Consider the following 17,873-nt stretch of genomic DNA (forward strand, 5'->3'; position numbering starts at 1 on the left):
TCCGGGTGACTGTGGCACTGTCGGAGAATCCACGCACCCCCCAGCAGCGATGAGGCTCACCCCATGACCGACCCGCAGCGCGCCGTGACCATCGGCGTCGACTATGGAACTCTCTCCGGACGCGCCGTCGTCGTGCGTGTGCACGACGGCGCCGAGCTCGGCACCGGCGTCTTCGAGTACCCGCACGCCGTCATGGACGACGTGCTGACGGCCGGCCCGGCCGCCGACTCCGGCACGCCCGTCCGGCTGGCCCCCGACTGGGCGCTCCAGGTCCCGGCCGACTACGTCGACGTCCTGAAGAACGCCGTCCCCGCCGCCCTCGCCCAGGCCCACGCCGAGCACGGGGTCGACCCCGCGGACGTCATCGGCATCGCCACGGACTTCACGGCCTGCACCATGGTCCCGACGACGACGACGGGCACGCCGCTGTGCGAGCTCGACGGCCTCGGAGACCGCCCGCACGCGTACGTCAAGCTGTGGAAGCACCACGCGGCGCAGGGGCAGGCCGACCGCATCAACGAGCTCGCGCACGCCCGCGGCGAGTCGTGGATCCAGCGCTACGGCGGCCTCATCTCGTCCGAGTGGGAGTTCGCCAAGGGCCTGCAGGTCCTCGAGGAGGACCGGGAGGTCTACGACCGGATCGACCACTGGGTCGAGGCCGCGGACTGGATCGTCTGGCAGCTGTGCGGGCAGTACGTGCGCAACGCGTGCACCGCCGGCTACAAGGGGATCTACCAGGACGGGCAGTACCCGAGCGAGGACTTCCTCGCCGCGCTCAACCCCGACTTCCGCGGGTTCGTCGCCGACAAGGTCGAGCACGAGATCGGCCAGCTCGGTGCGCGCGCCGGCACGCTCACGGCCGAGGCCGCAGCCTGGACGGGGCTGCCCGAGGGCATCGCTGTCGCCGTCGGGAACGTCGACGCCCACGTCTGCGCCCCCGCGGCCGACGCCGTCGCGCCCGGCCAGATGACCGCGATCATGGGCACCTCGACGTGCCACGTCATGAGCGGTGAGGAGCTCCACGAGGTCCCTGGCATGTGCGGCGTCGTCGACGGCGGGATCGTCGAAGGGCTGTGGGGCTACGAGGCCGGGCAGTCCGGCGTCGGTGACATCTTCGGATGGTTCGTCGACAATGGCGTCCCCGCCGCCTACTCCGAGGCCGCAGCTGCCGCCGGGCAGTCGGTGCACGAGTACCTCACCGACCTCGCGGCGCGCCAGGAGATCGGGGAGCACGGTCTCGTGGCCCTCGACTGGCACTCCGGCAACCGGTCGGTGCTCGTCGACCACGAGCTCTCCGGCGTCGTCGTCGGGCAGACCCTCGCGACGCGGCCCGAGGACACCTACCGCGCGCTGCTCGAGGCGACCGCCTTCGGCACGCGCACCATCGTCGAGGCGTTCAACGCCTCAGGCGTCCCGGTGACCGAGCTCGTCGTCGCCGGTGGTCTGCTGAAGAACCGGTTCCTCATGCAGGTCTACTCGGACGTCACGCGGCTGCCGCTGTCGACCATCGCGTCCGAGCAGGGGCCCGCGCTGGGCTCCGCGATCCACGCGGCCGTCGCCGCGGGCGCCTACCCCGACGTGCGCAGCGCCGCGAAGGCCATGGGCAAGCGGACCGCTGCGGCGTTCGAGCCCGACGAGGAGCGGGCGGCCCGGTACGACGCCCTGTACGAGGAGTACCGCACGCTCCACGACTACTTCGGTCGCGGCGCCAACGACGTCATGCACCGCCTCAAGGCGATCCGCCGCGCAGCCCGGACCGGCGCATGAGCGCCGGGGCACCCGCAGGCCTCGACGGGTACAGCGACGAGGTCCGGGCGGAGGTCGCCGAGGTCCGGGCGCTCGTCGCCCGGCTGCACGCCGAGCTCCCACGCTGGGAGCTCGTCGTCTGGACCGCCGGGAACGTCTCCCAGCGCCTGCGCAGCGCCGACCTCTTCGTCATCAAGCCCTCGGGCGTGACGTACGACGAGCTCACCCCGGAGTCCATGGTCGTGTGCGACCTCGACGGCACGCTCGTCGACGGCACCCGTCAACCGTCCTCGGACACCGCGGCGCACGCCTACGTCTACCGGCACATGCCGCACGTCGGGGGAGTGGTGCACACCCACTCGACGTACGCCACCGCGTGGGCCGCGCGCGCAGAGCCCGTGCCCTGCGTCCTGACGATGATGGCCGACGAGTTCGGCGGAGACATCCCCGTGGGACCGTTCGCGCTCATCGGGGACGACTCCATCGGACGCGGCATCGTCGAGACCCTGTCGACGTCCCGCTCGCCCGCGGTGCTCATGCGCAACCACGGTCCGTTCACCATCGGCCGGGACGCCAAGGCCGCGGTGAAGGCCGCCGTCATGGTCGAGGAGGTGGCGCGGACCGTGCACATCTCACGCCAGCTGGGCGAGCCCACGCGGATCCCGGACGAGAGCATCGACGCCCTCTACGACCGCTACCAGAACGTCTACGGCCAGTGACCCCGGCCAGTGAAGGAACGACGATGAAGAACCCGTTCGACGGCAAGGAGATCTGGTTCCTCACCGGGTCGCAGAACCTCTACGGCGAGGAGACGCTGCGGCAGGTGGCGGAGCAGTCGCAGGTCATCGCCGAGATGATCGACGCGGCGCCCGACGTGCCCGTGCGCGTCGTGTGGAAGCCGGTGCTCAAGGACTCCGACTCCATCAAGGAGCTCGCGCTCGCGGCCAACGCCGACCCCGCGTGCATCGGGCTCGTCGCCTGGATGCACACGTTCTCCCCGGCGAAGATGTGGATCCGCGGGCTCGACGCGCTCGACACCCCGTTGCTGCACCTGCACACGCAGGCTAACGTCGAGCTGCCCTGGGCGGACATCGACATGGACTTCATGAACCTCAACCAGGCCGCCCACGGCGACCGGGAGTTCGGGTACATCCAGACGCGCATGGGCGTGCCGCGCAAGACTGTCGTCGGCCACGTGTCCAACCCTGCCGTGATCGAGCAGATCGCCGTGTGGACGCGCGCCGCAGCGGGCTTCGACGCCATGCGGAACATGCGCCTGGCGCGCTTCGGGGACAACATGCGCAACGTCGCCGTCACCGAGGGGGACAAGACCGAGGCGGAGATCAGCCTCGGGGTGTCTGTCAACACGTGGGGCGTCAACGACCTCGTGGCTGTCGTCGACGCGGTCGCGGAGAGCGAGATCGACGCCCTGGTGGCGGAGTATGTCGAGCTCTACGACGTCGCGGCCGAGCTGCTGCCCGGCGGCGAGCGGCACGAGTCGCTGCGGTACGGCGCGCGCCTCGAGGCAGGCCTGCGCTCGTTCCTCGAGGAGGGCGGCTTCGATGCCTTCACGACGAACTTCGAGGACCTCGGCGGGCTGCGCCAGCTCCCCGGTCTCGCGGTCCAGCGGCTCATGGCCGCGGGCTACGGCTTCGGCGCCGAGGGGGACTGGAAGACCGCCGTGCTCGTGCGGGCCGCGAAGGTCATGGGCTACGGCCTGCCGGGCGGGGCGTCGCTCATGGAGGACTACACGTACGACCTCACGCCCGGCGACGAGGTGATCCTCGGGGCGCACATGCTGGAGATCTGCCCGACGCTCACCACGGCGCGGCCGTCCCTCGAGGTGCACCCGCTGGGGATCGGCGGCCGGGAGGACCCCGTCCGTCTGGTGTTCAACACCGACCCCGGCCCGGCCGTCGTCGTCGCGCTGTCGGACATGCGTGAGCGCTTCCGCCTCACGGTCAACGTCGTCGAGGTCGTCGAGCCCGCGCACGCGCTGCCCAACCTTCCGGTCGCGCGTGCGGTGTGGAAGCCGGAGCCCGACTTCGCGACGTCGGCCCAGGCGTGGCTGCTCGCGGGAGCCGCGCACCACACGGTGATGAGCACGGCGCTGGGCCTCGAGGCGTTCCAGGACCTCGCGGACATGGCGCGGACGGAGCTCGTGACGATCGACGCGTCGACCGAGGCGCGGCGGTTCGCGCAGGAGCTGCGCTGGAACCAGGCGTACTACAGGCTCGCGCAGGGCTTCTAGGGCAGGACGCGGAAAGAGGGGGTCGGACACTGTCCGACCCCCTCTTTTGTCGTGCCCCGGGGGGCACGGCGAAGGGATGCGAAACGGGCGAAACTTACCGCAACAACGAACTCCGACTTTCGTTACGCAACAGTGATCTACCGCCAAGCGCCCATGTCGGATGTGAACGCTAACATCGCTGTAGCGCGAGACCGCCGACGATCCCGCCCTCACCGTCTGACGCCGACCGACGACGCCAGGCACATCTCAAGGAGGAGATATGGCCCGCAAGGCTTTCACCCGCGCAGCGATCAGCACCCTCGCCGCGCTCTCGATCCTCACCCTCTCCGCCTGCAGCTCGGACAGCGACGGGGGAGGCGGGTCCGAGGGCTCGGACGGCGACCTCGTCAAGGTGGGCTTCTCCCAGCTCGGGGCGGAGAGCGGCTGGCGCACGGCGAACACCGAGTCGATCAAGGAGAACCTCACCGCGGAGAACGGCATCGAGCTGAAGTTCGTCGACGCGCAGCAGAAGCAGGAGAACCAGATCAAGGCGCTGCGCGACTTCATCGACCAGGACGTCGACGTCATCGCCTTCTCCCCCGTCATCGAGACCGGCTGGGACGAGGTCCTCCAGGACATCAAGGACGCCGGGATCCCCGTCGTCCTCGTCGACCGCACGGTCGACACCACCGTCGAGGACCCCTTCGTCACGTGGATCGGCGCCGACTTCACCGCCGAGGGCGTCACGGCCGGCGAGTGGGTCATGGCGAACCACCCGGACGCGAAGATTTTCGAGCTGCAGGGGACGATGGGCTCCGGCGCGCAGACCAACCGTCAGGAAGGCTTCCGGTCCGTCGCGGGCGACAACGTCATCGGTGAGGCGAGCGGGAACTTCACGCGGACCGAGGGCAAGGAGGCCGTCGAGGCCGCCCTCCAGGCGTACCCCGACATGAACCTCATCTTCGCCCACAACGACGACATGGGCCTCGGCGCCATCGAGGCCATCGAGGCCGCCGGCAAGGTCCCCGGCCAGGACATCCAGATCGTCACGGTCGACGGCGTCAAGGACGGCCTGACCGCGCTGCTCGAGGGCAAGTTCAACTACGTCGTCGAGTGCAACCCCGCCTTCGGTGACCAGCTCGCCGAGCTCATCGTCAAGGTGGCCAACGGCGAAGAGGTCGACAAGGAGACCATCGTCGTGGACGAGGCGTTCGACCAGACCATCACTCAAGAGGTCATCGACGGCCGGTCCTTCTGACCCGCTGCCGCACCCTCTCGCACGGACGCTGACCTGGTCCCGCGCCCCGCACGGGGCCCGGTCAGCGTCCGCGACGGGACGGCGCACGCCCCGCGTCGAGACGACGCCCCACCTCGCGGCCCCCGGGCCGCAGCAGAAAGGTCAACGATGTCCTTGACGAAGGCGGCAGCCACGCCAGTCGTGGAGATGTCAGGAATCACCATCACGTTCCCCGGCGTCAAGGCGCTCGACGACGTCGACTTCACGCTCTACCCCGGTGAGGTGCACGCCCTCATGGGGGAGAACGGCGCGGGCAAGTCGACCCTCATCAAGGCACTCACCGGGGTCTACACCGTGGACTCGGGACGCATCGTCGTGAGCGGCGAGCAGGTACGGCTGACCGGCCCGAGCGACGCGCAGGACGCGGGGATCAGCACCGTGTACCAAGAGGTCAACCTCTGCTCCAACCTGTCCGTGGCGGAGAACGTCATGCTCGGCCACGAGCCACGTACCGGTCCGTTCCTCAGCTGGCGCAAGATGCGCAGGGAGGCCGCGGCGTACCTCGAGCGCCTCGGGCTGTCGATCGATCCCGGATCGATGCTCTCCGCGCACTCGATCGCCGTCCAGCAGCTGTGCGCGATCGCACGCTCGACCGTCGTCGACGCGAAGGTGCTCATCCTCGACGAACCCACGTCGAGCCTGCAGAAGGCGGAGGTCGACGAGCTCTTCGACGTCGTGCGCGGCCTTCGCGACGCCGGTGTGGCCGTGCTCTTCGTCTCGCACTTCCTCGACCAGGTCTACGCCATCTCCGACCGCATGACCGTCCTGCGCAACGGGCGCCTCGTCGGGTCCTACCGCACGCAGGACCTGCCCCGGTTCGAGCTCATCTCGAAGATGATCGGCCGGACCGGCGAGGAGCTCGCGGGCCTCGAGGAGGGCGCCGTCGCCCGGGCCCGCACCTCGCACAGCGGCGAGGCTCCCGCGATCGCAGCGATCGGCCTCGGCAAGAACGGCCAGATCGAGCCGTACGACCTCGAGGTCTTCCCCGGCGAGATCGTCGGGCTCGCAGGTCTCCTCGGCTCCGGGCGCACCGAGGCTGCCCGGTTGCTCGCCGGCGCCGACAAGCCGGACACGGGCTCACTCGAGCTCGGCGGACGCAGGGTGCGCCTGAGCGACCCGCTCGCTGCGCTCACCTCTGGCATCGCCTTCTCCTCCGAGGACCGCAAGAAGGAGGGGATCATCGGGGACCTCACCGTCCGCGAGAACATCGCCCTCGCCGTGCAGACCATGCGAGGCATGTGGCGACCGGTGCCCCGACGCGAGCTCGACGCCATCGTGGAGAAGTACATGACGGCGCTCAACGTCTACCCCGCGAGCCCGAACATGCTCATCAAGAACCTCTCCGGTGGGAACCAGCAGAAGGTGCTGCTCGCCCGCTGGCTCGCCACGTCCCCCCGCATCCTCATCCTCGACGAGCCGACCCGCGGGATCGACGTCGGCGCCAAGGCCGAGATCCAGAAGCTCGTCGCAGAGCTCGCCGACGACGGCATGGCCGTCGTGTTCATCTCCTCGGAGTTCGAGGAGGTCCTGCGCGTCAGCCAACGGATCGAGATCCTCCGTGACCGCGTCCTCGTCGAGCAGATCCGCAACGGCCCGGACGTCACACCCGACACGATCCTCACGAGCATCGCCGCGCCCGTCCTGCCCGCCCCCCTCGAAGGAAGCACACCGTGAGCACCGAGACCGCACGTGGCGGGGGCGGCCCGACCGTCCTCCAGCAGGTCGTCCACCACAGGCTCTTCTGGCCCGTCGCGGCACTCGTCATCCTGCTCATCGCCTGCGGGCTGCGCAGCCCGGGGTTCCTCGACGTCTCCGTGCGGGACGGGCACCTGTTCGGCCAGCTCATCGACATCCTGCGGTTCAGCGCGACGCCGATGCTCCTCGGGCTCGGCATGGCCCTCGTCATCGCGACCGGCGGGATCGACCTCTCCGTCGGGGCGGTCATGGCGATCTCCCTCGCCGTGTCCCTCACGTACCTCGACAGCTCTCCGACGGCGGGAAGCGTCCCGACCGTCCTCGTCGCCGTCGGGGTCGCCCTCGGCGTCGCGCTCGTGATGGGCGCGTTCAACGGGTTCATGGTCTCGGTCCTGGGGGTGCAGCCCTTCATCGCCACGATGATCCTCATGGTCGCGGGGCGGGGCATCGCGATGCTCATCACCCAGGGCCAGATCACGACGGTCACGAGCGGCCCCTTCAAGTTCCTCGGCTCGGGCTTCGTGCTCGGGCTCCCGACCCCGGTCGTCATCGCAGGTGTCGTGTTCGTCCTCCTCGTGCTGCTCGTGCGCCGCTCGGCGCTCGGCATGCTCCTGGAGAGCGTCGGCATCAACCGCGAGGCGAGCCGGCTCGCCGGTGTCCCCGCGCGCAGCATCACGTGGTTCGTGTACATCGTCGCCGCGTTCCTCGCTGGTCTGGCGGGGATCGTCTACGGCGCTCCGACCATGGCCGCCGACGCGAACAACATCGGTCTCATGAAGGAGATGGACGCGATCATGTGCGTCGTCCTCGGCGGTACGACCCTTGCGGGAGGGAAGTTCTACCTGGGCGGCACCGTCATCGGGGCCCTCATCCTCAGCACGATCGAGCGCGCCGTGGTGATCTTCCACATCCCGTCCCAGATCACCCCTCTGTTCAAGGCCCTCGTCATCATCGCGGTCTGCGTCGCCCAGTCGCCCCGTCTCCGCGAGATGATCCGCTCGGGTGCCTCCCGGCGCCGCGCGCGTCCCGCTCAGGGCGCGGCCCCCGCCCCGACCTCCGTCCCGACCGTCAAGGAGGTCGTGCGATGACGACGACCACTGCACAGCCCGCGCACCGCCCGGCGGGAGCCCACGGTCCGCGCTCCACCGGCGCGGCGGTCCGTGCGGCCGTCTCCCGTGTCATCGAGCCCCGGTACCTGCCCGTCGCCGGGACGCTCCTCACGCTCGTGATCATGCTCGCCGTCGGAGAGTCCCGCTACGGAGGAGAACGCGGGTTCGTCAGCGTCAAGCTGTTCTCCAACCTCCTCGTCGACAACTCCTACCTGCTCGTCCTCGCGGTCGGCATGACGTTCGTCATCCTCACCGGCGGCATCGACCTGTCCGTCGGTGCGGTCGTCGCGCTCGTCGGGCTGGTCGTCGCGACGCTCCTCCCTGCGGGCTTCCCGCTGCCCGTCGTGCTCGTCGTCGGGGTTCTCATCGGGTCCGCGTTCGGCCTCCTCATCGGGACGATGGTGCACGTCTTCGCGATCCAACCGTTCATCGCGTCCCTCGCCGCGATGTTCCTGGCCCGCGGCCTGTGCAACGTCGTGAGCGTCAAGTCGCTCGCCATCAAGGACGAGGGCTTCGCGGCGCTCGCCTCGTGGAGCATCAAGTTCGGCGAGGGGCGCAACATCTCCAAGATCAACCTCAGCATGATCGTGGCGCTCGTCGTCCTGCTCGTCGCCTTCCTCATGCTCCACTACACGCGGTTCGGCCGGACCGTCTACGGGGTGGGCGTCGGCGACGGTGGCAACGCGGTCCAGCTCATGGGGCTCAAGGGTGGCCGGACCGTCGTGTGGGTGTACGTCATCAGCGGCACGTGCGCCGGGATCGCCGGGATCCTCTTCGCCTTCTACACGAAGTCGGGCTTCAACCTCACCGGCATCGGCATGGAGCTCGACGCGATCGCCGCGGTCGTCATCGGGGGGACGATCCTCACGGGGGGCGGTGGCTACGTGCTCGGTACGGGGCTCGGCGTCCTCGTGTACGGGCTCATCCAGGTGCTCATCGCCCGCGAGGGACTCGACTCCTGGTGGACCCGGGTGTTCATCGGGCTCGTGCTGCTCGGGTTCGTCGTCCTCCAGCGGGTCATCACGCTCCGCCGACGGTAGTCGCCTCCCGCGCGGGGCCCCGGCGACCCGCTCCGGGGCCGGGGCGCCGCGCGGACGGTCGCCGCGGGTCTCAGGGCCGCGCGGCGAACCGCTCGAGCAGGTCGGAGTGCCCCGAGACGACGAGCAGGTCGTTCGAGGAGATCCGGGTCTCCGGCTCGCCGTAGACGAACTCCTGCCCGGGGGACTTCACCCCGATGATCGTCACGCCGTACCGCTCGCGCACCTTCGTCTGCGCGATGGTGAATCCCTGCGTCTCCTTCGGCGGGCGCATCTTGACGATCGTGAACCCGTCCTCCACCTCGATGTAGTCGAGGAGCTTGCCGGAGACGAGGTGCGCGACGCGGTTGCCGGCGTCGGCCTCGGGGAAGGTCACGTGGTGGGCGCCGATCCGTTGCAGGATGCGGCCGTGCTCGGCCGAGACCGCCTTGGCCCAGATCTGTGGTGTGCCGATGTCGACGAGGTTGCCCGTGATGAGCACGCTCGCCTCGAGCGACGTGCCGACGCCGACGACGGCGACGGAGAAGTCGCGGGCGCCGACCTGCTCGAGGGCGTCGGGGTTGGACGCGTCGGCCTCGACGATCGGCAGCCGGTCGGAGTAGTGGGCCACGAGCGCGGGGGAGCGCTCGATGGCGAGGACGTCCTGGCCGAGCCGGTCGAGCGTGAGCGCGAGGGACGACCCGAACCGGCCGAGCCCGACGACGAGGACCCCGGCGTCCTTGGAGCCGCGGTCCTTGCCCGTCTCCGTCCCGGTGCGGCCCTTCGACGCACGCATCTCCGCACGGTCGTTGCCGATGATCGTCGGCGTCCTGTCAACCAATGATGGGCCTTTCCTCAGGCAGTCGGATGACCCGACGGCGGTCGCGCAGCGCGAGGGCTGCGGCAAGTGTCATCGTGCCTGTGCGACCGATGAACATCAAGACGATGAGGACATACTTGCCCGCGGTCGGCATCTCGTGGGTCACCCCGGTGGTCAGTCCGCAGGTCGCGAACGCGGAGATCACCTCGAAGAGCACGACGTCGAGCGTCCAGCCGGTGATCTCGAGCAGCACGAGGGTGGCCAGCAGCACCGCCGTCGCGCCGACGAACGACACCGCGACGGCGAGGCGCAGGGTGTCTCTTGGGATGCGCCTGCCGAAGGCCTCGACGTCCCGGTCCCCGCGGGCCTCGGCGACGATCGCGATCATCATCACGGCGATCGTCGTCACCCGGATGCCACCAGCGGTGGATGCGCTCCCGCCACCGACGAACATGAGGGCGTCGGTGATGAGCCAGCTGGCCTCGCGCATCTCGCCGACGTCGACGGTGGAGAACCCCCCCGAGCGGGGCATGACCCCCATGAACAGACCGGTGAGCAGCTTGTCCGGCCAGCTGAGGGGCCCCAGCGTGCCCCGGTTCGCCCACTCCAGGGCGATGAACAGGATGCTGCCGACGGCGACGAGCAGGACGCTCATGGTGATCGTCAGCTTCGCGTGCAGGCTCCAGCGGCGCACGTCCCGCCGGTGGCGGGCGAGGTTGAGGATCACCGGGAACCCGAGCGACCCGACGAACACCCCGACGATGATCGGCATGAGCAGGAGCCAGTCCCCGGCGAACGGCGTGAGACCCTCCGCCGTCGGGACGAACCCTGCGTTGTTGAAGGCGGACACGGCGTAGAAGATGCCGTGCCACACGGCTTCGCCGGGACTCTCGTGGAGCACGAGGAACCGCGGGACGAGGAATGCGGCGATGGCCACCTCGAGGCTCGTGGACGTGATGATGACGACCCGGACGAGAGACCCGACCTCGCCGAGCCGGGTCGTCTTCGTCTCCGACGCCGTGAGGAGCCGCTGGGTGAGCCCGATGCGCCGGGACACCGCCATGCCGAGCAGAGAGGCGAGCGTCATGACGCCGAGCCCGCCGATCTTGACGGCGACGAGGATCGTCACCTGGCCGAACGTCGACCAGTACGTGCCGGTCGGCACGGTGACCAGGCCCGTCACGCACACGGCGGAGGTCGCGGTGAACAGCGCGTCGACGAACGGCGCCCGTGTCCCGTCGCTCGTCGCCCAGGGCAGCGAGAGCAGCCCGGTGAACACGGCGATCACGGCGGCGAAGACCGTGAGGGCGAGCCGGGCGGGGGACTGCCGTGCGATGCGGTCGACGAGCTCACGCCCGGCCCACAGGCGCCCCGCGACACCGGATGCCATCTGCTGTCTCCCCTGGGCTGCGCGGTCGTTCTTCCTGATGAACTGTGTCATGCGGGCGGGGTCCGTGCGGCGAGCCGCGCCTGCCGGAGGCCTCGCCGGGACACAGTAGTCACGTACCCGTGACTTCGCCCCCGCATCCTCGGACACCGGTGATCGCCGACGTCGCGCGGACGGCCGGGGTGTCCGTCCCGACGGTCTCGAGGGTCCTCACCGGCCCAGCGCCGCCGCGCGAGCCCTGGCCGACGCTCGCTTCGCGTTACCGTTGCTCATGGCTTTCCGCGTGCACGTCGCCTGGAGCCCGGAGCTCGTCGGTTACGACTTCGGCCCGGGCCACCCGATGGCGCCGTTGCGCCTCGACCTGACGATCAGCCTGGCCCGCAGCCTGGGTCTCCTTGACCACGACGACGTCGAGGTGGTCCGTAGCTCGATCGCGTCCGACGACCTCCTCGCGACCGTCCACGAGCGCGCGTACATCGCGGCGGTCCATGCAGCGTCCGACGAGGGCGTCGAGGATCCCGCCCGGGGTCTGGGCACCGAGGACAACCCGATCTTCCCGGCCTTGCACGAGTCTGCGGCGCGGATCGTGGCGGGGACGAACGACGCGGCTCAGGCCGTCTGGCGCGGGGAGGCGACGCACGCCGTGCACGTCGCGGGCGGCATGCACCACGCCATGCCCGGCGCAGCTGCTGGCTTCTGCATCTACAACGACGCCGCCGTCGCCATCCAGGGGCTGCTGGACGCCGGTGCGGAGCGCGTCGCGTACGTCGACATCGACGCGCACCACGGCGACGGGGTCGAGGCCGTGTTCCGGGACGATCCTCGGGTGCTCACCGTGTCGGTGCACCAGAGCGGCGCCACGCTGTTCCCCGGGACCGGGTACCCCACCGACACCGGCGGACCCGGGGCGCCCGGCTCGGCCGTGAACCTGGCGCTGCCCGCGCGCACCGACGGTGCGGGGTGGCTGCGCGCGGTCGACGCCGTCGTCCCCGACGTGATCCGCGCGTTCCACCCACAGGTGATCGTGTCCCAGCACGGGTGCGACGCGCACGGCAAGGACGTGCTCAGTGACCTGGACGTCGGGATCGACGCCCAGCGGCAGGCCGCGGAGTGGATCCACGACCTCGCGCACGAGGTCGCGGACGGGCGCTGGGTCGCGCTCGGCGGTGGTGGGTATGCCGTCGTGGACGTCGTCCCGATCGTGTGGAGCCACGTGCTGGCGATCGCGGAGCACCGTCCCGTCAGCCCGCTCGCGCCCGTGCCGGCGCAGTGGCGGGAGTGCGTGGAGGAAGGGCTCGACCACGCGCCACCCGAGTGCATGTCCGACTCGGCGGGCCGGGTGTCCTATACGCGCTGGCACGGGGGGCACGACCCGGAGGCTGCCGTGGACCGGGCGGTACGCGCCACACGGCAGGCCGTGTTCCCGCTCCTCGGCGTGGACGTCAGCACCGACGGCTAGGCGGCGTGAGGTCTGCGCACGACGAGAAAGCAGGTAGTCTTGGGGGCGGACTTTCCCGAGCGCGGGCGTCACGTGGACGAGTTCTGGATGTGACTTCAGGCTGACCGGCCTGCGAGCCAGGTCCGGGTGCACGTGGTGTGCTGTGCAAGTCACCCGATCAACATTGTGAGGACCCATGGGCTCCGTTATCAAGAAGCGTCGCAAGCGTATGGCGAAGAAGAAGCACCGCAAGCTTCTTCGCAAGACGCGCCACCAGCGTCGTAACAAGAAGTAGTACCCGCCGGGCCCGGTTTCGACCGGGCCCGTGGCATATCCCCGCCCGGCAACCCGCGGGCGGTGACGCAGCGCCGCGTCACGCCGATGCACCTCTAGCCGGGCCGGTCACACCCGCCCGCAGAGACCTGCACCACGACCGAGCGCTCGCACGCTCCGCCGTGCGGCTCGACGCCCGTCCCGTTCGCGACCTCGCGCGCGGAGAGAGGCGGAGGTCGACACCATCGACCCGTGCAGGGGGAGGGCCCGGTCTCAGCGCCCGAACCAGGACCGGACGGTCCGGGCGGCGGCGCGTACGACGAGCCCGCCCGCCCACGCGAGACCTGCCCAGCTCGCGGTCTTCAGGCCGCGCCGGGCGACGCGTCGTCGCCGACCCCGGAACTCGCGCACCGGCCAGCCGACCATCTTGGCGTGCTTGCGCAGCCGGACGTCAGGGTTGATCGGGCAGGGGTTGCCCACGGTGGAGAGCAACGGGACGTCGTTCATCGAGTCTCCGTAGGCCGACGAGGCCGCGAGGTCGAGGCCGGTGCGCTCGGCGAGAGCCTCGACCGCGCGTGCCTTGGCCTCGCCGTGCATCATGTCTCCGACGAGCCGTCCGGTGTAGTAGCCGTCCGCATGCTCGGCGACCGTCGCGAGCGCGCCGTTCGCACCGAGCCGGCGCGCGATGAGCTCGCCGATCTCCAGCGGTGTGGCGGTCACGAGCCAGACCTGGTGCCCAGCGCCGATGTGCGCGTCGAGCAGCTTCTGTGTTCCCGGGAAGATGCGCAGCTCGAGGACCTGGTCGTAGACCTCCTCGCCGATCGCGACGACCTCCGCGACGGAGTGCCCGGTCATGAGGTGCAGCGCACGCGAGCGCACCTCGTCGATCTGCTGCTTGCTCTCCCCGAACGCCATGTACCGCGCCTGCTGGAACGCGAAGTTGACGATGTCGCGCTTGCGGAAGAAGCCCCGCTGGTACAGGCCGCGCGCGAGGTGGAACGAGCTCGCACCCCGGATGATCGTGTTGTCGACGTCGAAGAACGCTGCGACCGCTGGTGCGTCGGGTGCGAGCGCCTCGGCGTTGCGCTCCACGGCGACCGCGGCCACCACCTCCCCGGATGCGGGGTCCAGCTCGTCGTTGCGCACGCGACCACTCTAACCAGGGCCCTAGGGTTGGGCTCATGCAGTCCGACGACACGTGCCCGGAACGGGTGCTGGTGTACACGCGTGCAGGGTGCCACCTGTGCGACGACGCGCTCGAGGTCGTCGCGGCCGTCTGCAGCGACGCGGGAGCGCGCTGGCGAGCCGTCGATGTCGACTCCGACGCGCGGCTCGCGGAGACCTACGGCGAGTACGTCCCGGTCGTCATGGTCGACGGTGTACAACAGGGGTTCTGGCGTATCGACGCCCGACGGTTGGCGCGTCTGCTCTGACCGGCCGGGCCACCGGGCCGCACGACGACATGCGGGCGCACGGGAGGAGGCCCATGACCGATCCGGACGAGGCTGCGCGCGCTCTCCCCGGCGCGACCATCGAACGACTGCCCACGTACCTGCGGGCGCTCGCGGAGCTGACCGCCCGGGGCGTCACGGGGACCTCGTCGGGTGAGCTGGCCGACCTCGCAGGTGTCGGGCCGGCGCAGCTGCGCCGCGACCTCAGCTACCTCGGCTCCCACGGTACGCGCGGGGTGGGGTACGACGTCGAGCGGTTGCACGAGAGGATCCGTGCGGTGCTGGGGACCGCCACGGAGCTGCGCGTCGCGATCGTCGGCGTCGGCAACCTCGGCCATGCGCTCGCGAACTACTCCGGGTTCGGCGCCCGGGGATTCACCGTCTCGGCGCTGTTCGACAGGTCACCGTCGGTGGTCGGTCAGGTCGTGGCGGGAGTGGTCGTCGAGCCCGTCGAGCGACTGACGGAGGTGCTCGTGGGGCGTGGTGTGGAGATCGCGGTCATCGCGACGCCCGGTGACGCTGCGCAGGAGGTCTGCGACGAGGTGGTCGGTGCCGGGGTCCGCGAGATCCTCAGCTTCGCGCCGTGCGCGCTGCAGGTGCCTGCCGGGGTGAAGCTTCGGTCCGTCGATCTCGGGAGCGAGCTGCAGATCCTGGCGTTCCACACGCGCGCTCGTGGCCGTGGCGTCCACGGGAGGTGAGGCCTGTCGCGGGCCGGGCAGGTGGTGCGACCCGGCCCGCGGAGGCGTCCTCGGTCTCAGGCCTTGATGGCCGAGACGTCGAGCGAGATCTTGACCTTGTCGGAGATGAGCACGCCACCGGCCTCGAGCGTCGCGTTGTACGTGAGCCCGAAGTCCTTGCGGGAGATCTCGGTGGTGGCCTCGAACCCGGCGCGCGTGTTGCCGAAGGGGTCGACGGCGGTGCCGGTGAACTCGGTGGCGAGCACGACGCTGCGGGTCACGCCGTTGATGGTGAGGTCGCCGGTGACGAGGAGGTCGTCGCCCTCGGCTGCGACGGAGGTGGAGGCGAACGTCCACACGGGGTTCTTCTCGACGTCCCAGAAGTCGGCGGTGCGCAGGTGGGCGTCGCGGTCCGGGTTGCCGGTGTTGACGGACGCTGCGTCGAGCTCGGCGGCCACGGCGGAGCTCTCGACCTCGTCGCCGATGGTGATGACGGCGGAGTTCACGGCCAGCGTCCCGCGGACCTTCGAGATGCCCGCGTGGCGGACGGTGAAGGCGGCGGACGTGTGGGTGAGGTCGGCCGTGTAGGTGCCGGGCGTGAGCTGGGCGGGAAGAGCGGTCATGAGGGAGTCTCCGTCATCGGGTCGGGGTGCGGGCGGCCTGCACGGGCAGGCCGCGTCATTAGTTGAACGTTCTAGTACCGTAGCAGGGCGCGCACGCCGTGGCCAGGGTGGCCCCCGCCGGGCCTCACCGCTCGTGCCGCGCGTCTGCGCGCTATCGTCCTGGTATGTGCCCTACGAACGCGGGCATCGGCAGGGGGGATGGGCCATGGCCACACAGACAGCATCGACCGAGTGGCTCTCGGACGACGAGCAGAAGACCTGGCGCGCGTACCTCGAAGGGACCTCGCGCCTCATGGAGGCCCTCAACAAGGACCTCGAGACCGACGCGGACCTCTCCCTCAACGAGTACGAGGTCCTCGTGCGGCTCTCAGAGACCCCGCACGGCGCGATGCGGATGTCGCACCTGGCCGAGAACCTCGCGCACTCACGCAGTCGCGTCACCCACACGATCAGGCGCATGGAGGAACGCGGTCTCGTCGTCCGGGAGTCCAGTGCCGTGGACGGGCGCGGCGTCGACTGCAGGCTCACCGACGCCGGGAACCGCGCGCTCGTCGAGGCGGCGCCCGGGCACGTCCGTTCCGTGCGACGGCACCTCGTCGATGCGCTCGCACCCGCACAGATGGAGGCACTGTGCGAGGTGATGGAACGCATCGCTCGCGCCTGTCGCTGAGGCGGCGCGGGGAGCGCGAGATGTTTGGGAGACTGTGCGCATGGCCGCCACCACAGTTCACCTCATGCGTCACGGAGAAGTCTTCAACCCCGACAAGATCCTCTACGGACGGATCCCCGGCTACCACCTCTCGGAGCTCGGCCACGAGATGGCGCGCCGGGTCGCCGCGTACCTCGCCGACGGGCAGCACGACATCACCGACGTCACCGCCTCGCCGTTGCAGCGAGCCCAGGAGACGGCCACACCCGCTGCGGCAGCCTTCGGGCTCGAGCTCGGCACCGACGAGCGGCTCATCGAGGCAGGCAACCACTTCGAGGGCAAGACGTTCGGCGTCGGAGACGGTTCGCTGCGCCACCCCGAGCACTGGCCGCACCTCGTCAACCCTTTCCGCCCCTCGTGGGGCGAGCCGTACCGGGAGCAGGCCGTACGCATGCACGCCGCCGTGCACGCCGCTCGTGAGCGCGCGGAGGGCCACGAAGCCCTCCTCGTGAGCCACCAGCTCCCGATCTGGACGGCTCGCCGAGCGTTCGAGAACAAGCGACTGTGGCACGACCCGCGCAACCGGCAGTGCTCCCTCGCGTCGCTCACCTCTCTCCGGTTCGAGGGGGACCGACTCGTGGGCATCCACTACACCGAGCCCGTCGCGGACCTCCTGCCCGGCGCGACGAAGGTCTCGGGCGCGTAGGCGCCCGGCGTCGTGCAGATCACATGGCGATCGCACCGTTTCTCAGTGATCTCTCAGTCCGCTCCGGAATAGTGGCACCGTGCTTCACGCCTTGACCCCTGCGCGCCCCGACGGCTCCGACGACCGCCGAGACGGACGGTCGGCCCGGCGCACGACGCTCCTCGCGGTCGCCCTGGGACTCACCCTCGCCGGGTGCTCGACCGACTCGGGCAACACCGCCACCGAGGACGTCGTCGGCCAGGGCTACCTGTCAGGCGACGGCAGCGTCAAGACGTGGACGGTCGAGGACCGCGGTGAAGCCGTCCGGCTCGAGGGCACCGACTTCTCCGGCGAGCCCGTGGACACGGGCGCCCTCGACGGCGTCGTCGTCCTCAACACCTGGTACGCAGCCTGCCCGCCCTGTCGGGCCGAGGCTCCCGACCTGCTCGAGGTCGCGACCGAGCGAGCAGCGGACGGCGTCCACCTCGTCGGGATCAACGGGACGGACGACGCCGGAGCAGCCCTGGCGTTCGAACGTGAGCACGACGTCACCTGGCCGTCCATCGCCGACACCGACGGCTCCGCCATCGCGACCCTCCAGGGCGTCGTCCCCGTGCAGGCCGTACCCACGACGGTCGTGCTCGACCAGCAGGGGCGCGTCGCCGCTCGCGTGCTCGGACAGGTCCAGGCGACGACCCTCGACGCGCTCGTCTCCGACGTGCTGGCCGAGGTCGACGCCTGAGCCGGCGTCAGAGACCCCCGTGAGCCACACCGCAG

19 protein-coding genes are annotated in these 17,873 nt (G+C 70.3%); 15 read left to right on the plus strand and 4 right to left on the minus strand.

The window, feature by feature from the left end:
- The first annotated feature begins 63 nt into the window (after window positions 1-63).
- The 7 genes from araB to AC2AXK_RS11820 all read left to right on the plus strand — a co-directional run bounded on the left by araB (window position 64) and on the right by AC2AXK_RS11820 (window position 9,117).
- On the plus strand, window positions 64-1,767 hold the full coding sequence (araB, locus tag AC2AXK_RS11790; protein WP_484345573.1) for a ribulokinase: 1,704 nt from the start codon (window positions 64-66) through the stop codon (window positions 1,765-1,767).
- Window positions 1,764-2,465, plus strand: coding sequence for an L-ribulose-5-phosphate 4-epimerase (locus AC2AXK_RS11795; protein ID WP_484345574.1), 702 nt, complete (start codon window positions 1,764-1,766; stop codon window positions 2,463-2,465). Before araB ends, AC2AXK_RS11795 begins: the two co-directional genes overlap by 4 nt.
- A gap of 23 nt (window positions 2,466-2,488) precedes the next feature.
- Complete coding sequence (araA, locus tag AC2AXK_RS11800; RefSeq protein WP_484345575.1) at window positions 2,489-3,997, plus strand: L-arabinose isomerase; 1,509 nt, start codon at window positions 2,489-2,491, stop codon at window positions 3,995-3,997.
- A 259-nt stretch (window positions 3,998-4,256) separates the two neighbouring features.
- The gene (locus tag AC2AXK_RS11805) at window positions 4,257-5,234 is read left to right on the plus strand and encodes an ABC transporter substrate-binding protein (RefSeq protein WP_484345576.1); all 978 of its coding nucleotides are present in this window, start codon (window positions 4,257-4,259) and stop codon (window positions 5,232-5,234) included.
- A gap of 147 nt (window positions 5,235-5,381) precedes the next feature.
- A complete protein-coding gene (locus AC2AXK_RS11810) occupies window positions 5,382-6,947 on the plus strand; it encodes a sugar ABC transporter ATP-binding protein (protein WP_484345577.1) in 1,566 nt (521 codons plus the stop codon).
- A complete protein-coding gene (locus AC2AXK_RS11815; protein WP_484345578.1) occupies window positions 6,944-8,056 on the plus strand; it encodes an ABC transporter permease in 1,113 nt (370 codons plus the stop codon). The genes AC2AXK_RS11810 and AC2AXK_RS11815 overlap by 4 nt, the downstream gene beginning before the upstream one ends.
- Window positions 8,053-9,117: an ABC transporter permease subunit gene (locus tag AC2AXK_RS11820; RefSeq protein WP_484345579.1), complete on the plus strand. Its 1,065-nt coding sequence runs from the start codon at window positions 8,053-8,055 to the stop codon at window positions 9,115-9,117. Before AC2AXK_RS11815 ends, AC2AXK_RS11820 begins: the two co-directional genes overlap by 4 nt.
- 70 nt (window positions 9,118-9,187) lie before the next feature.
- Here the strand turns inward: AC2AXK_RS11820 and AC2AXK_RS11825 are convergent, their stop codons facing one another.
- On the minus strand, window positions 9,188-9,889 hold the full coding sequence (locus AC2AXK_RS11825) for a potassium channel family protein (protein WP_484345748.1): 702 nt from the start codon (window positions 9,887-9,889) through the stop codon (window positions 9,188-9,190).
- Between the two features lie 37 nt (window positions 9,890-9,926).
- Window positions 9,927-11,303 (minus strand): TrkH family potassium uptake protein, encoded by a 1,377-nt coding sequence (locus tag AC2AXK_RS11830; protein WP_484345749.1) that lies wholly within the window; start codon window positions 11,301-11,303, stop codon window positions 9,927-9,929.
- A gap of 149 nt (window positions 11,304-11,452) precedes the next feature.
- Between AC2AXK_RS11830 and AC2AXK_RS11835 the strand changes: the two genes are divergently transcribed.
- The 3 genes from AC2AXK_RS11835 to AC2AXK_RS11845 all read left to right on the plus strand — a co-directional run bounded on the left by AC2AXK_RS11835 (window position 11,453) and on the right by AC2AXK_RS11845 (window position 13,033).
- Window positions 11,453-11,665: a LacI family DNA-binding transcriptional regulator gene (locus AC2AXK_RS11835; RefSeq protein ID WP_484345580.1), complete on the plus strand. Its 213-nt coding sequence runs from the start codon at window positions 11,453-11,455 to the stop codon at window positions 11,663-11,665.
- Window positions 11,572-12,759 carry an acetoin utilization protein AcuC gene (locus AC2AXK_RS11840; RefSeq protein WP_484345581.1) on the plus strand — a complete coding sequence of 396 codons (1,188 nt, stop codon included), beginning with the start codon at window positions 11,572-11,574 and terminating at the stop codon, window positions 12,757-12,759. Before AC2AXK_RS11835 ends, AC2AXK_RS11840 begins: the two co-directional genes overlap by 94 nt.
- A 175-nt stretch (window positions 12,760-12,934) precedes the next feature.
- Window positions 12,935-13,033, plus strand: coding sequence for a 30S ribosomal protein bS22 (locus tag AC2AXK_RS11845; protein ID WP_003792170.1), 99 nt, complete (start codon window positions 12,935-12,937; stop codon window positions 13,031-13,033).
- Between the two features lie 251 nt (window positions 13,034-13,284).
- On the opposite strand, the gene AC2AXK_RS11850 is transcribed toward AC2AXK_RS11845, so the two are convergent.
- The gene (locus tag AC2AXK_RS11850) at window positions 13,285-14,118 is read right to left on the minus strand and encodes an HAD family hydrolase (protein ID WP_484345750.1); all 834 of its coding nucleotides are present in this window, start codon (window positions 14,116-14,118) and stop codon (window positions 13,285-13,287) included.
- A gap of 74 nt (window positions 14,119-14,192) precedes the next feature.
- Here AC2AXK_RS11850 and AC2AXK_RS11855 point away from each other — a divergent pair, with 74 nt between their 5' ends.
- Together AC2AXK_RS11855 and AC2AXK_RS11860 are read left to right on the plus strand one after the other, a co-directional pair.
- Window positions 14,193-14,444: a glutaredoxin family protein gene (locus tag AC2AXK_RS11855; protein ID WP_484345582.1), complete on the plus strand. Its 252-nt coding sequence runs from the start codon at window positions 14,193-14,195 to the stop codon at window positions 14,442-14,444.
- Between the two features lie 53 nt (window positions 14,445-14,497).
- Window positions 14,498-15,160 carry a redox-sensing transcriptional repressor Rex gene (locus AC2AXK_RS11860; RefSeq protein WP_484345583.1) on the plus strand — a complete coding sequence of 221 codons (663 nt, stop codon included), beginning with the start codon at window positions 14,498-14,500 and terminating at the stop codon, window positions 15,158-15,160.
- A 56-nt stretch (window positions 15,161-15,216) separates the two neighbouring features.
- Here AC2AXK_RS11860 and AC2AXK_RS11865 read toward each other — a convergent pair whose 3' ends face one another.
- Window positions 15,217-15,762, minus strand: a complete 546-nt coding sequence (locus AC2AXK_RS11865) for a YceI family protein (protein WP_484345584.1) — start codon at window positions 15,760-15,762, stop codon at window positions 15,217-15,219.
- Window positions 15,763-15,967: 205 nt separating this feature from the next.
- Between AC2AXK_RS11865 and AC2AXK_RS11870 the strand changes: the two genes are divergently transcribed.
- From AC2AXK_RS11870 to AC2AXK_RS11880, 3 genes are all read left to right on the plus strand, one after another.
- Window positions 15,968-16,432, plus strand: coding sequence for a MarR family winged helix-turn-helix transcriptional regulator (locus AC2AXK_RS11870; RefSeq protein WP_484345585.1), 465 nt, complete (start codon window positions 15,968-15,970; stop codon window positions 16,430-16,432).
- 40 nt (window positions 16,433-16,472) lie between these two features.
- Window positions 16,473-17,117: a histidine phosphatase family protein gene (locus AC2AXK_RS11875; RefSeq protein WP_484345586.1), complete on the plus strand. Its 645-nt coding sequence runs from the start codon at window positions 16,473-16,475 to the stop codon at window positions 17,115-17,117.
- A gap of 79 nt (window positions 17,118-17,196) precedes the next feature.
- On the plus strand, window positions 17,197-17,838 hold the full coding sequence (locus AC2AXK_RS11880) for a TlpA family protein disulfide reductase (protein WP_484345587.1): 642 nt from the start codon (window positions 17,197-17,199) through the stop codon (window positions 17,836-17,838).
- Window positions 17,839-17,873: the final 35 nt, after the last annotated feature.

Source organism: Sanguibacter sp. Z6_81, assembly GCF_057180625.1.